The organism is Micromonospora sp. KC723, assembly GCF_004348595.1.
GTDB lineage: Bacteria > Actinomycetota > Actinomycetes > Mycobacteriales > Micromonosporaceae > Micromonospora.
In genome coordinates, this window is record NZ_SMKD01000044.1 from 1 (window position 1) to 13344 (window position 13344).

15 protein-coding genes are annotated in these 13344 nt (G+C 74.5%); 12 read left to right on the forward strand and 3 right to left on the reverse strand.

Annotated elements, in window-relative coordinates; genetic code table 11:
* Both E1165_RS12625 and E1165_RS12630 read left to right on the forward strand, forming a co-directional pair.
* Positions 1 to 593: AIR synthase-related protein (locus E1165_RS12625; RefSeq protein WP_243704730.1), on the forward strand; the 593-nt coding region annotated here is incomplete at its 5' end.
* 29 nt (positions 594 to 622) lie between these two features.
* On the forward strand, positions 623 to 1084 hold the full coding sequence (locus tag E1165_RS12630) for a GNAT family N-acetyltransferase (RefSeq protein WP_132391009.1): 462 nt from the start codon (positions 623 to 625) through the stop codon (positions 1082 to 1084).
* A gap of 117 nt (positions 1085 to 1201) precedes the next feature.
* On the opposite strand, the gene rpmB is transcribed toward E1165_RS12630, so the two are convergent.
* Positions 1202 to 1393 carry a 50S ribosomal protein L28 gene (rpmB, locus tag E1165_RS12635; RefSeq protein ID WP_088963534.1) on the reverse strand — a complete coding sequence of 64 codons (192 nt, stop codon included), beginning with the start codon at positions 1391 to 1393 and terminating at the stop codon, positions 1202 to 1204.
* 248 nt (positions 1394 to 1641) lie between these two features.
* Between rpmB and E1165_RS12640 the strand changes: the two genes are divergently transcribed.
* A complete protein-coding gene (locus E1165_RS12640; RefSeq protein ID WP_132391011.1) occupies positions 1642 to 3267 on the forward strand; it encodes a DAK2 domain-containing protein in 1626 nt (541 codons plus the stop codon).
* Complete coding sequence (recG, locus tag E1165_RS12645; protein WP_132391013.1) at positions 3264 to 5465, forward strand: ATP-dependent DNA helicase RecG; 2202 nt, start codon at positions 3264 to 3266, stop codon at positions 5463 to 5465. Before E1165_RS12640 ends, recG begins: the two co-directional genes overlap by 4 nt.
* Positions 5466 to 5556: 91 nt before the next feature.
* Here recG and E1165_RS28950 read toward each other — a convergent pair whose 3' ends face one another.
* A complete protein-coding gene (locus E1165_RS28950) occupies positions 5557 to 6798 on the reverse strand; it encodes a hypothetical protein (RefSeq protein ID WP_165945205.1) in 1242 nt (413 codons plus the stop codon).
* Between the two features lie 300 nt (positions 6799 to 7098).
* Between E1165_RS28950 and rsmD the strand changes: the two genes are divergently transcribed.
* The 8 genes from rsmD to mutM all read left to right on the forward strand — a co-directional run bounded on the left by rsmD (position 7099) and on the right by mutM (position 12399).
* On the forward strand, positions 7099 to 7662 hold the full coding sequence (gene rsmD, locus E1165_RS12655) for a 16S rRNA (guanine(966)-N(2))-methyltransferase RsmD (protein WP_132391015.1): 564 nt from the start codon (positions 7099 to 7101) through the stop codon (positions 7660 to 7662).
* On the forward strand, positions 7659 to 8147 hold the full coding sequence (gene coaD / locus E1165_RS12660; protein WP_132391017.1) for a pantetheine-phosphate adenylyltransferase: 489 nt from the start codon (positions 7659 to 7661) through the stop codon (positions 8145 to 8147). Before rsmD ends, coaD begins: the two co-directional genes overlap by 4 nt.
* A 160-nt stretch (positions 8148 to 8307) precedes the next feature.
* Positions 8308 to 8805 (forward strand): hypothetical protein, encoded by a 498-nt coding sequence (locus E1165_RS12665; protein ID WP_132391019.1) that lies wholly within the window; start codon positions 8308 to 8310, stop codon positions 8803 to 8805.
* 110 nt (positions 8806 to 8915) lie between these two features.
* The gene (locus E1165_RS12670; protein ID WP_132391021.1) at positions 8916 to 9479 is read left to right on the forward strand and encodes a DUF177 domain-containing protein; all 564 of its coding nucleotides are present in this window, start codon (positions 8916 to 8918) and stop codon (positions 9477 to 9479) included.
* Positions 9480 to 9484: 5 nt separating this feature from the next.
* A complete protein-coding gene (gene rpmF / locus E1165_RS12675; protein ID WP_088963525.1) occupies positions 9485 to 9658 on the forward strand; it encodes a 50S ribosomal protein L32 in 174 nt (57 codons plus the stop codon).
* Between the two features lie 137 nt (positions 9659 to 9795).
* The gene (locus tag E1165_RS12680) at positions 9796 to 10752 is read left to right on the forward strand and encodes a phosphate acyltransferase PlsX (protein WP_243704731.1); all 957 of its coding nucleotides are present in this window, start codon (positions 9796 to 9798) and stop codon (positions 10750 to 10752) included.
* Positions 10749 to 11549, forward strand: a complete 801-nt coding sequence (gene rnc, locus E1165_RS12685) for a ribonuclease III (RefSeq protein WP_132391025.1) — start codon at positions 10749 to 10751, stop codon at positions 11547 to 11549. The genes E1165_RS12680 and rnc overlap by 4 nt, the downstream gene beginning before the upstream one ends.
* Complete coding sequence (mutM, locus tag E1165_RS12690; RefSeq protein ID WP_132391027.1) at positions 11542 to 12399, forward strand: bifunctional DNA-formamidopyrimidine glycosylase/DNA-(apurinic or apyrimidinic site) lyase; 858 nt, start codon at positions 11542 to 11544, stop codon at positions 12397 to 12399. The genes rnc and mutM overlap by 8 nt, the downstream gene beginning before the upstream one ends.
* Positions 12400 to 12438: 39 nt before the next feature.
* Here mutM and E1165_RS12695 read toward each other — a convergent pair whose 3' ends face one another.
* Positions 12439 to 13338 (reverse strand): endo alpha-1,4 polygalactosaminidase, encoded by a 900-nt coding sequence (locus E1165_RS12695; protein ID WP_132391029.1) that lies wholly within the window; start codon positions 13336 to 13338, stop codon positions 12439 to 12441.
* Positions 13339 to 13344 lie beyond the last annotated feature (6 nt).

Here is a 13344-nt window from a genome sequence, read left to right on the forward strand (position 1 = left end):
CGGTGGGGGCCAGCGTGGTGGGCGGGGACATGTCCGCCAGCCCGACGCTGACCATCGCGGTCACCGCGCTGGGCGACCTGGGCGGGCGTGACCCGGTGGTCCGCTCCGGAGCCCGGCCGGGAGACGTGGTCGCGCTGGCCGGGCGGACCGGCTGGGCGGCGGCCGGGCTGACCGTGCTGTCCCGGGGGTTCCGCACGCCCCGGCTGCTGGTGGAGGCGTACCGGCGGCCGGAGGTGCCGTACCCGTCCGGGCCGCACGCCGCCCGGCTCGGCGCCACCGCCATGATCGATATCTCGGACGGGCTGCTCGCCGACCTGGGCCACGTGGCGGCGGCCAGCGGCGTCGGCGTCGACGTGCGCCGGGACGCCTTCGAGGTACCCCGGCAGATGAGTGACGCCGCGCAGGCGCTCGGGGTCGACCCGTACTCGTGGATCCTCACCGGTGGTGACGACCACGCGCTGGCCGCGACCTTCCCCCCGGCGGTGCCGTTGCCGGCCCCGTGGCGGCCGATCGGCCGGGTGGTGCCGGGCGCCGGGGTCACCGTCGACGGCGTCGGGTACGACGGCCCGACCGGCTGGGACCACTTCCGGTAACGGCCGGCGGCGGGTCGTACTCTCTACCGGTGAGTCAGCTCGAGATCCGCGCCCTGGCCTTCGACTCGCCGGTGGCGCAGTCGCTGATCCGTGCCGCCCTGGCCGATCTGGGGCAGCGGTACGGCGGCAGTGGTGACGACACGCCGGTGGACGCCGCCGAGTTCGTGCCGCCCCGGGGCGCCTTCCTCGTCGCGTACCTCGACGGCCGGCCGGTGGGCTGCGGCGGCTGGCGCAGTCACGGCGACGACACGGCGGAACTGAAGCGGATGTACACCGACCCGGCGGCCCGGGGTCGGGGTGTGGCCCGCGCCGTGCTGGCGGCGGTCGAGGAGTCCGCCCGGCACCACGGCCGCAAGCGGATCATCCTGGAGTGCGGCGACCGGCAGCCGGAGGCGATCGCGATGTACACCTCCGCCGGGTACGAGCGGATCCCCAACTTCGGTTTCTACGCCGACGCGCCGGGCTGCCTCTCCTTCGGCCGGGTGCTCTGAGCGGCCGAGGCTGGGCCCCGTGATCTGATCCCCGCCATACCCGTACACGCCGGCACCGGCGGACCGTGACGGCCCGCCGGTGCCGGCGTGTACGGGGAAGCTGGAGGCGTTACCGGGTCAGGCGCGGGTGACCTTGCCGGCCTTGATGCACGAGGTGCAGACCTGCATCTTCTTGGTGTTGCCGCCACCGGCCGGGGTACGCACCGACTGGATGTTCGGGTTCCAGCGGCGGTTGGTCCGCCGGTGCGAGTGGGACACGTTGTGGCCGAAGCCCGGTCCCTTGCCACAGACGTCGCACACGCTAGCCACGGGATACTCCTGGGATTGATACGTTCATGAGGTCGCCGGCAGGCGCTGCCCGGGCAACCTGGCCAGGTTACCCGATGACCCCGGCCGCCGACCAACCGGCCCGGAGCCGCTGGCGTCGGCGTGACACCGGTCACCGCTGCCCGGCCCGGCCGCCGGCGGGGCCCGTGGGCACCCCGACCCTGCGGAACACGCCGGGGAAGGCCGGTCGGCCCCGGTACGTGTCGGCGCGCGACAGTAGGCTTCTGGCCGTGCTGGACACCCTCGACGCCGCCGCGGTGCGCCGCTGGTGCGCGAGCGGGCTCGCCGCGCTCCGGCACCACCAGGGCGAGATCGACGAGCTGAACGTCTACCCGGTCCCCGACGGTGACACCGGCACCAACATGGTGCTCACCCTCACCTCGGCCCAGCAGGCGCTCGCGATGGACCTGGGCACCCTGCCGGAGGACGGGCAGGCCCCGCACGGGCACGCGCTGCGACTGATGGCGCGCGGCGCGCTGCTGGGCGCGCGGGGCAACTCCGGGGTGATCCTGTCGCAGATCCTGCGCGGCCTCGCCGACGCGCTCGCCGCGGCCCCCCGGGTCGCCGGCCGTGAGTTGGCCGGCGCGCTGCGGGCCGCCGCCACGGCGGCGTACGCGGCGGTGACCCGGCCGGTGGAGGGCACGCTGCTCAGCGTCGTGGCCGCCGCCGCGACCGCCGCCGAGCAGGCCGACACCGACGACCTGGGCGCGGTCGCCCGGGCGGCGGCCACGGCGGCGCGCCGCGCCCTGGCCCGCACCCCGCAGCAGCTGCCCGCGTTGGCCGCCGCGGGGGTGGTCGACGCCGGCGGCCGGGGGTTCTGCCTGCTGCTCGACGCGCTGGTCGAGGTGGTCACCGGGGAGAGCGCACCCCGGCCGGCGCCGGTGACCCGTACGGTCCACCCGCCGCTCACCGCCGTCCGCGAGACCGGCTCCGAGGAGTACGCCTACGAGGTGCAGTTCCTCCTCGACGCCGGTTACGAGGCGGTGGCCCGGATGCGGGCCGCGCTGGCCGCGCTCGGCGACTCGCTGGTGGTGGTCGGCGACGGCCCCTCGCCCGAGGCGTCCACCACCTGGAACGTGCACGTGCACGTCAACGACGTCGGGGCGGCGGTCGAGGCGGGGGTGGTGGCCGGCCGGCCGTACCGCATCTCGGTGACCCGGTTCGCCGACCAGGCCGCGCCCGCACCACCACCCGGGCCCGCCGCCGACGGCCGGGCGGCCGTGGTGGTCGCCGCCGGCGCGGGCCTCGCGGAGCTCTTCGCCGGCGAGGGGGCCACGGTGGTGCCGGGCAACCCGTCCACCGGTGAGCTGCTGGACGCCGTCCGGGCCACCGCCGCCGCCCGGGTCGTGGTCCTGCCCAACGACCCGAACACCCAGGCCGTGGCGAGCGCCGCCGCGAAGGAGGCGCACACCCTCGGCGTCAAGGTCAGCGTGGTGCCGACCCGCTCCCCGGTGCAGGCCCTCGCGGCGCTCGCCGTCCGCGACCCGAAGCGGCGCTTCGAGGACGACGTGATCGCGATGGCCGAGGCGGCCGGCGCCTGCCGGTACGCCGAGGTCTGCCACGCCAGCCGGGAGGCGCTCACCGTCGCCGGCCCGTGCCGTCCCGGTGACGTGCTCGCCATGGTCGAGGGGGAGGTGCACCTGATCGGCGCCGACCTGGTCGACACCTGCGTCGCCGTGGTCGACCGGATGCTCGGCGGTGGAGGAGAGCTGGTCACCCTGCTCACCGGCGTGGACGCCCCGGACGGCCTGGCCGAGGCGGTCCGCGCCCACGTCGGGCGGCGCTGGCCCTTCGTCGAGGTGCAGGCGTACCCGGGCGGCCAACCGCACTATCCACTCCTGGTGGGGGTCGAATGACGAGCGAGCCGTCGACGGTGGACACACCGCTGAGGAAGCTGGTCGGCGAGCGCACGGCCAAGGCCCTGGCGAGCCACCTCGACCTGCACACCGCCGGCGACCTGATCTACCACTTCCCCCGCCGGTACGACGAGCGCGGCGAACACACCGACATCCGCTCGCTGGACGTGGGGGAGCAGGTCACCGTGCTGGCCCAGGTGCAGCGCACCGCCGTGCGGCCGATGCGCCAGCGCCGGGGCAGCCTGCTCGAGGTCACCGTCGGCGACGGCTCCGGCGGGATGCTGACCTGCACCTTCTTCGGCAACCAGGCGTGGCGGGAGCGGGAGCTGCGCCCCGGTCGGTGGGGGCTGTTCGCCGGCAAGGTCACCGAGTTCCGGGGCAAGCGGCAGCTCAACGGCCCGGAGTACGTCCTGCTCGGCGAGGGCGGCGAGGGCGAGGCGGCGGCCAACGAGGAGGTCGAGGAGTTCGCCGGGGCGCTGATCCCGGTCTACCCGGCCGCCGCCGCGGTGCCGACCTGGGTGATCGCCCGCTGCGTCCGGGTGGTGCTGGACACCTTCACCCCGCCCGCCGACCCGCTGCCGGCCACCGTGCGGGCCACCCGCAACCTGGTCGGCATCGGGACCGCGCTGCGGGAGATCCACCGTCCGTCCAGCAAGGAGGAGCTGTACCGGGCACGCCGCCGGCTCAAGTGGGACGAGGCGTTCGCGGTGCAGCTCACCCTGGCGCAACGTAAGGCGCGGGCGGCGGCCTGGCCGGCGAAGGCCCGGCCACCGAAGCGGGGCGGGCTGCTCGACGCGTTCGACGCCCGGCTGCCGTACGAGCTGACCCCGGGGCAGCGGGACGTGGGCGTGGAGATCGCCGCCGACCTGGCCATTCCGCACCCGATGCACCGGCTGCTCCAGGGTGAGGTCGGCTCCGGCAAGACGGTCGTGGCGTTGCGGGCGATGCTCCAGGTGGTCGACGCCGGAGGGCAGGCGGCGCTGCTCGCCCCGACCGAGGTGCTCGCCGCCCAGCACCACCGGGGGATGCTGGAGCTGCTCGGCCCGCTGGCCCAGGCCGGCGAACTGGGCGCGGCCGAGAACGCCACCCGGGTCGAGCTGGTCACCGGCTCGCTGGGCGCGGCGGCCCGGCGGCGGGCGCTCGCGGAGGTCGCCGCGGGACGCGCCGGCATCGTGCTCGGTACCCACGCGCTGCTCTACGAGGGGGTGGACTTCGCCGACCTGGGCCTGGTGGTCGTCGACGAGCAGCACCGCTTCGGTGTGGAGCAGCGCGACGCGCTGCGCGCCAAGGCCGGCCAGCCGCCGCACGTGCTGGTGATGACGGCGACGCCGATCCCGCGCACGGTGGCGATGACCGTCTACGGCGACCTGGAGACCTCCACCCTCTCCCAGTTGCCGCAGGGGCGCTCGCCGATCGCCTCGCACGTGGTGCCGGCCGCCGAGAAGCCGGCCTTCCTGGATCGGGCCTGGCGCCGGGTGCGGGAGGAGGTCGCCGCCGGCCACCAGGCGTACGTGGTGTGCCCCCGGATCGGCGAGGGGCCGCAGAGCGACGAGGAGCCGCCCCGGGAGGACGACATCGGCCGGCGGCCGCCGCTGGCGGTGACCGAGGTGGCGCCGCTGCTCGCCGAGGGGCCGCTGCACGGGCTGCGGATCGGCGTCCTGCACGGCAAGTTGCCCGCCGACGAGAAGGACGCGGTGATGCGGTCGTTCGCCGCCGGCGACTTGGACGTGCTGGTCGCCACCACCGTGGTCGAGGTGGGCGTCAACGTGCCCAACGCCACCGTGATGATCGTGCTGGACGCCGACCGGTTCGGCGTGTCCCAACTGCACCAGCTGCGCGGCCGGGTCGGCCGGGGTACCGCCCCCGGGCTCTGCCTGCTGGTCACCGAGGCGGCCGAGGGCTCCTCGGCCCGGGAACGCCTCGACGCGGTCGCCTCCACCACCGACGGTTTCAAGCTGGCCGAGCTCGACCTGGAACAGCGCCGCGAGGGCGACGTGCTGGGCGCCACCCAGTCGGGCCGCCGCTCGCACCTGCGGCTGCTGTCGCTGTTGCGCGACACCGACCTGATCCGCGACGCCCGTACCGAGGCGATCACGTTGGTCGAGGAGGACCCGGAGCTGGCGCGGCATCCGGCACTGGCCGCCTCGGTCGCCGCGCTGGTCGACGAGGAACGCGCGGAGTACCTGGAGAAGGGCTGACGGGGGGCGCCGCAGCCGGGTGAGCGACGGCCGGCGCAACGGGCGAGGGGCGCGCCAACCGGTCGGTCGGCGCGCCCCTCGTTGCTGTGGGTCAGGCGGTGAAGCGGATCTTCCGACGTCGCGCGACGACGAAGAGCACCGCGCCGGCCGCCAGCAGCACGGCCGCACCCGCGGCGATGCCGCCGGCCGCCGCGCCGGTCACCGGCAGGCCGGGCTCCTCCGGCTCGCCGCCGCCGACGCCGCCCTTCTCACAGTCCTCCGGCTGCTCCCAGGCCAGGGGGCCACCCGAGTCCAGGTCGCCGGTGACGGTGACGGTGAGGCCCTTGCCGGCCTTGAAGCTGACACTGCCGGTGCGTCCGGGCTGGACGGTCAGCGTCTTGGCCGCACCCTTGTTCGGGGTGAAGGTCGAGGTCAGGGTGGTGCCGTCCTCCGGGTTGCTGATCCGGAAGATCATCTGGTCGCAGGTGGACTCGTAGTTGGCCTCCGGGGCGCCGACCTCGGGCTCCTGGCAGTCCTCGGGCTTCTCCCAGCCGCCGGTGAAGTCCTTCATGCCGGGGGCGGTGACGGTGATGTCCTGCGCCTGGGCCGGGGTGAGCTGAAGCTTCTCGATGGCCCGCATCCGCACGGCCACCTTCTTGGTGAAGCCGCTGCTGCCGGTGACGGTGAACTCGGCCGCCGCGTTGCCGTTGCGGTTGACCAGGGTCAGCTCGACGCCGCCGTCGCAGTCGGAGGAGGCGATCACCTCGGGGACCGCGACGCAGGTGCCGGAGCCACCGTTGTACCAGGCCGCCGGACCCTCGGAGCGGGAGCCGATGCCCTTCTTGCTGCCGACCTTGCGGTCGCCGTACCGGTCGCTGGTGTCGGTCAGCGGGTCGATGATCTTGCTGCCAAAGACGAAGTCGACCTGGGTGTAGCAGGTCGGCACCTCGACCTTGAACTTGAGGGTGGCCACGCCCAGCTCGCCCTCGGCCACTCCGGTGAACTTGTTGACCGAGCTGGCCAGCACGTACTGCGGCACGGCGAACTTCGCCGACGGGGCCACGTACGACACCAGGGCCAGTTCCTGCTCCTCGCCCGGGCAGAGCGGGCCGTTGGTCAGGGTGATCGAGGCCTCGCCCTTCGGGCCGTCGAAGGTGTGCGTGTAGCGGGCGTCGTCGGCCTTGACGCAGTTCGGCTTGTCGCCGGAGGCGGTGCCCGTCGGGGAGGCCGACGGCGAGGGGGACGGCTTGGTGGCGACCGCCGGTGCGGTGAGGGCGAGCGCCGTGGCGAGGCCGACCAGCGCGGCGGCGGCCACGGCGAGCGGTCGCCGTGGGGAGGGCTGGGGACGGATCACGCGTACTCCCGGGGTGAAAGCGTCAGGGGTGCGGCGCGTGGGATGGCGGCGGCAGGTCGCGGTCGCACGAGTGCCCGCGGCGGCGCCTCCCCGCGCCAGGTGGCCGGCGAACGGGGCCGGCACCCGGCCGACCCTAGTGGCCCTGTCGCCGGCTCGACAGCCCACATGATCCGCTAAACATCTTGTTATCGATCTGAGATCATTGATGCACCGAAAGTGATCATGTGGGGGCTGGGTGGACACCCGCCGTGTCGGTGGTGCCGCCGCGGGTAGCGTCAGCGGCATGAGAGGGGACAGACCGTGACCCGCATCGTGGCCGGAGCCTTCGGCGGACGGCGGATCGCCGCGCCGCCCGGCGCCGGCACCCGACCCACCTCCGACCGCGTGCGGGAGGCGCTGTTCAGCGCCGTACAGGCCGAGGTGGACCTGGTCGGCGCCCGCTTCGCCGACCTGTACGCCGGCTCCGGGGCGGTCGGCCTGGAGGCGCTGTCCCGGGGCGCCGAGCACGTGCTGCTGGTCGAGTCCGACGCCCGGGCCGCCCGGGTGATCCGGGAGAACGTCGCCGCGCTCCGGGCCGGGCCGGCCGTCCGGCTGGTCACCGGCAGGGTGGCCGGTGTGCTGGCGGCCGGTCCCGGTGGCGAGCCGTACGACGTGGTCTTCGCCGACCCGCCGTACGCGACACCCGACACGGAGATCACCGAACTGCTGACCGCGCTGGTGCGGCACGACTGGCTGGCCCCCGACGCCCTGGTGGTGGTGGAGCGCTCCAGCCGGACCGGACCGGTCACCTGGGTGGAGGGCGTCACCGCCGAGCGCGGCCGGCGCTACGGCGAGACCACGCTTTGGTACGGTCGCCGATCATGAGACGTGCGGTGTGTCCCGGCTCGTTCGACCCGGTCACCAACGGGCACCTCGACATCGTCGGACGGGCCAGCCGGCTCTTCGACGAGGTGATCGTCGGCGTGCTGGTGAACCAGTCGAAGAGCGGCCTGTTCACCGTCGAGGAGCGGATCGACATGCTCCGCGAGGTGACCGCCTCGTACGACAACGTCCGGGTCGAGTCCTTCCGCGGCCTGCTGGTCGACTTCTGCCGCGCGCAGGAGGCCAGCGTGCTGATCAAGGGCCTGCGGGCGGTCAGCGACTTCGACTACGAGCTGCAGATGGCACAGATGAACATCGGCCTGGCCGGGGTCGAGACCCTCTTCATGCCCACCAATCCGCTCTACTCCTTCCTCTCCTCGAGCCTGATCAAGGACGTGGCGAAGTGGGGCGGGGACATCTCCGCCCACGTGCCCGACCGGGTCCGGGCCGAGCTCGAGGCGCGCATCGGCCCGGCGTCCCGCAGCTGAGTCCCGTCCCCCCACCGCCACCCCGCCCGCCGACGCGCGACGCGCCGGGCGGGGTGGAAGGGGCGGGGCTGGCCGGCACACGACATCATGTGTGCAGCGGGAGACCGGCCGGAGCCCGCATCATGTAGGTCGGCCGACGGACGACAGGAGTGAGGTACCGGTGGACCCGCTCGATCGCATCGACGAACTGATCGCCATGGTGGAGCAGGCCCGCTCCGTCCCGATGTCGCGGAACAACTGCATGGTCGACCGGGGCGAGATGATCGCGGCCCTGGACGAACTGCGCGCCGAGCTCCCCGCCGACCTGCGCCGGGCCGCCGCCCTCCTGGAGGAGCGCGACAAGATCATGGAGGCCGGCAAGCGCGAGGCCGACCGGATCATCAGCGAGGGTGAGGCGGAACACGCCCGCCTGGTCTCGGTGAACGAGATCACGGTCTCCGCCGAGCACGAGGGCGCCCGTATCATCGCGGAGGCCCGGGCCGAGGCGCAGCGGCTGCGCGAGGAGGTCGACGACTACGTCGACACCGCGCTGGCGAACTTCGAGCAGTTCCTGACCCGGGCGCTGGCCTCGATAGAGCGTGGCCGGGACAAGATGCACGCGCTGCGCGAGATCGGCACCTTCGGTGGGGACGATTCCGAACGCCCGCTACCCTTCTGAACGACACCTCACCAGCCGACATGCCGGCCAGGGGCGTCGCCCCGGTTCGACGGTCCGGCGGTCGCCCAGGTAACCTTCTTTGTCGGCCTCTCACCGGCCGGAGTCTGACTATGCCCAAACACTCGCCATCGAACCTCGACCCCAGGTCGCCGCTGGTCCTCGACACGAGGGACCTGCCGCGTCGACCTGGCGCGATGCGTACGGTCCAGCGGGTCGTCCCGGCACCGGCGGACCTCGGCGTGGAGTTGATCGGCGTGCCGGAGGGCGCGGATCTCGACCTCGACCTGAGGTTGGAGTCGGTGTCCGAGGGCGTGCTCGTCTCCGGGACCATCACCGGTCTCGTCCGGGGCGAGTGCGGCCGGTGCCTGCGCCAGATCAACGACTCGGTGGCCGTGCCCGTCCAGGAGCTGTACGCGTACGAGAACAGCACCACGGACGACACGACCGACGAGGACGAGGTGGGCCGGATGCAGGGCGATCTGATCGACCTGGAGCCGGCGCTGCGGGACGCGGTGGTGCTGACGCTGCCGACGAACCCGCTCTGCCGGGAGGACTGCCCAGGCTTGTGCCCCGAGTGCGGGGTGCACTGGGACGATCTGCCGGCCGACCACAGCCACCAGCAGATCGACCCGCGTTGGGCGGGCCTGTCGCAACTGAACCGTACAGAGGAGTAGGAACCGTGGCCGTCCCGAAGCGCAAGATGTCGCGCAGCAACACCCGGTCCCGCCGGGCGAACTGGAAGGCGGCCGTGGTCGCGACCGTGGCCTGCCCGCAGTGCAAGTCGGCGAAGCTGCCGCACGCCGCGTGCTCCGTCTGCGGCACGTACAACGGCCGCCAGGTTCTCGAGGTCTGAGACCTGGACGCCGAGTGACGCCCCCGACCACGGGTCGGGTGGCGCGCGCACCCTGGCAATCGCCCGGTGCCCCGGCTCCCACCGGCGCCGGCCGGCCTGCGCCGGCCGGCGCCGCGACGGAGCCGGGCACCGCGCGGATCGCCGTTGACCTCCTCGGCGGGGACGACGCCCCCGCCGTCGTGGTTGACGGCGCTCTGCGAGCCGTCCGCGCCGATCCGGACCTGCACCTGCTGCTCGTCGGCCCGACCGAGGTCGCGGCCGCGGTGACCGGTGCGCTGACGCCGGCGCAGCGCGCCCGGGTCAGTGTCCGCGCGGCCCGCGCGGCACCCGGCCCGGCGCACCACGCGCCGCGCGCCGACAGCACCGTCCGGGCCGCCGTCGCCGCCATCCGCGACGGCAACGCCGACGCCCTCGTCTCCGCCGGGTCGACCGGCGCCACCGTCTCCGCGGCCGCCCTGGGCTTCGGCCGGTGGGACGACGTCCGGCAGCCGGCCCTGGTGGCCAGCCTGCCCGCCGTGTCCGGCCCGGTGGTCCTGCTCGACGTCGGCGGCTCCCTGGAAGCCCGCCCGGCCACCCTGCTCCGGCACGCCCTGCTCGGCGCGGCCTACGCCGCCGTCGCGCACGCCGTCGCCGCCCCCCGGGTGGGGCTGCTATCCGTCGGGACCGAGTCCGGCAAGGGCGACCGCCCGCGCCGCGCCGCCGATCCCCTGCTCGCCGTCGCGCGGCTGCCGTGCGGCGCGCGCTACGTCGGCCTGGTCGAGGGGTACGACGTGGCGATCGGCGCACGTGCCGACGTGGTCGTCACCGACGGCTTCACCGGTAACGTGCTGCTGAAGGCGATCGAGGGCGCGTACGCGATGGCCGGTGGCCCGCCGGTCGGCGGCGGCGCCCCCCGCGCGGCGGCCCTGCTCGGCGTGGCCGGCACGGTGGTGGTGTGCCACGGTGCCGCCGAGGCCGACGACGTCGCCTCGGGCATCGCCCTCGCCGCGCACCTGTGGCGCCGCGGCGCCATCGACCGGGTGCGGGCTCTGCTCGACGGCGCGCCGCAGCACCTACCGCCCAGTGACAGCAACGACACCGAGGTAACGGCATGACGAACCACAAGCGGCGGCGTCCTCCCGTCGGTCACCTGGAGGCGGCGTTCGGCGTGACGCTCGACCCCGAGCTGCTGGAGCGGGCCCTGACCCACCGCTCGTACGCGTACGAGAACGGCGGCCTGCCCACCAACGAGCGGCTGGAGTTCCTCGGCGACTCGGTGCTCGGCGTGGTGATCACCACCGCGCTCTTCCGCAACCACCCCGACCTGCCCGAGGGGCAGCTCGCCAAGCTGCGGGCCAGCGTGGTCAACATGCGTGCCCTGGCCGACGTGGCCCGGGGCCTGGGGCCGGACGGGCTCGGGGCGTACCTGCTGCTCGGCAAGGGCGAGGAGGCCACCGGCGGCCGGAACAAGGCGAGCATCCTCGCCGACACCCTGGAGGCGCTGCTCGGCGCGATCTACCTCCAGTACGGCCTGGACACCGCCGCCGAGGTCGTCCACCGGCTCTTCGACCCGGTGATGGCCGAGTCCGCCGGTCGGGGCGCCGCGCTGGACTGGAAGACCAGCCTCCAGGAACTCACCGCCGCGCTGGGACTGGGCGTCCCGGAGTACCGGATCGAGGGCACCGGCCCGGACCACCTCAAAACCTTCACCGCCTGGGTGGTGGTGGCCGGCAACCGCTACGGCGGTGCCGAGGGGCGCAGCAAGAAGGAGGCCGAGCAGCGGGCCGCCGAGGCGGCCTGGCGGGAACTGACCGAGCAGGCCGAGCAGGAGCAGGCCGCGCGGGCGGCGGCGGAGGCTGAAACCGTCGAGACGCCCGCCGACCCCGCCGAGGCGGGCCTGGGCCGTGCCTGAGCTGCCCGAGGTCGAGACGGTCCGGCAGGGTCTGGCCCAGTGGGTCACCGGCCGGCGGATCGCCTCGGTGCAGGTGCGCCACCCGCGGGCGGTACGCCGGCACGTTCCCGGCGCCGCGCACTTCGCCGACGTGCTCGCCGGCCGCACGGTCACCGGCGTGCGGCGCCGGGGCAAGTACCTCTGGTTGCCACTGGACAGCGGTGACGCGATGATCGGCCATCTCGGCATGTCCGGTCAGTTGCTGCTCCAGCCGCTGGACGCGGCCGACGAGCTGCACCTGCGGGTCCGGTTCCGGTTCGCCGACGACGGCCCGGAGTTGCGTTTCGTCGACCAGCGCACGTTCGGCGGGCTGTCGGTCAGCGAGGGCGGCGCGGAGCTGCCCGCCGAGATCGCGCACATCGCCCGGGACCCGATGGACGACGCGTTCTCCGACGCCGGGTTCGTGGCCGCGCTGCGGCGGCGGCGTACCGAGGTGAAGCGGGCGCTGCTCGACCAGACCCTGATCTCCGGGGTGGGCAACATCTACGCCGACGAGGCGTTGTGGCGGGCTAAGCTGCACGGGGCCCGTCCCACCGACGCGTTGACCGCCCCGGCCGTCACCCGCCTGCTCGGCCACGTCCGGGACGTGCTCGGTGAGGCGATCCAGCAGGGCGGTACCAGCTTCGACGACCTGTACGTCGACGTCAACGGCGAGAGCGGCTACTTCGACCGGTCGCTGAACGTGTACGGCCGGGAGGGTGCGCCCTGCCGGCGGTGTGGCACGCCGATCCGACGGGAGGCGTTCATGAACCGGTCGTCGTACAGCTGCCCACGCTGCCAGCCGCGGCCCCGGGTCGCCCCGCGCGGGTGACCGCCGACCCCGGTTCGGGGTCGCATCCGCGCGGCGCGGTCACCGAGGCGCGGGCCCGGCGGGCGGGGCGCAGGGGGCGCGCCAGGCGTCCAGCGTGCGGTTCTTGCGCATCGAGGCGAAGCCGTAGCCCAGGGTCTGCACGCAGAAGGCGGCGGGCGAGCCGGTGTACTCCACGTGGAACACCGGCTTGCCGGCCTCCACGAAGGGCAGCAGCCGGGCGCACCGGCGCAGGCGCACGCACTCCTCGTTGACCGCGAAGTCGAAGTCGGGGGCCAGCGCCGTCACCTGCGCCACGTCGTTCAGCAGCCCGGGGGACAACTCCAGTGAACGGGCCAGCGCGGCCAGCCGCCGGTTGAACCGGAGCTGGTCGTCGAAGTCCAGGCCGAAGCCGGAGCGGTGGGCGTACCCGTCGGCGTCGGCCAGGACCACCGCGCCGAACCCCTTGCCCCGGCAGAGCCGGAACCGGTCGGCCAGCACCGGCCGCAGCACGTCCCACCGCCGGATGTCCAGCCACCGGCTGCCGCGCCGGCCGGCCGGCGCGCCCCGGAGCGCCGCCGGGAAGCGGGTGGCGTCCGGGTCGGTGTCGGCGTACGAGCCGACGTGCACCTGGCAGATGAGCCGCCGCTCCCGCCGCCGCAGGTCGGTGGTCTCCTCGGCGGTGGTCCGCACCGGGTCGAGCAGGAAGACGTCCGCCGCCACCGTCGTGTCGACCGGGCCGTCGAGCTGCCACTGCCACTGCCAGCGGTGGGCGTACCCGGTGGGCCACGGGGTCGGCGCGCCCGGTGGGCGGGGCACCGCGCCGCAGGCGTACACCGGGGCCAGCAGGGTGAGCGCGACGGCGGCCGGCAGGGCCCGGCGGACGGTGCGCCACGACGGCGCCCGAGCCGGCGTCGTGGGGCGTGCCGACCCGCCGGGCCGTGCTGGCCGCCGGATCCGCATGGGCCG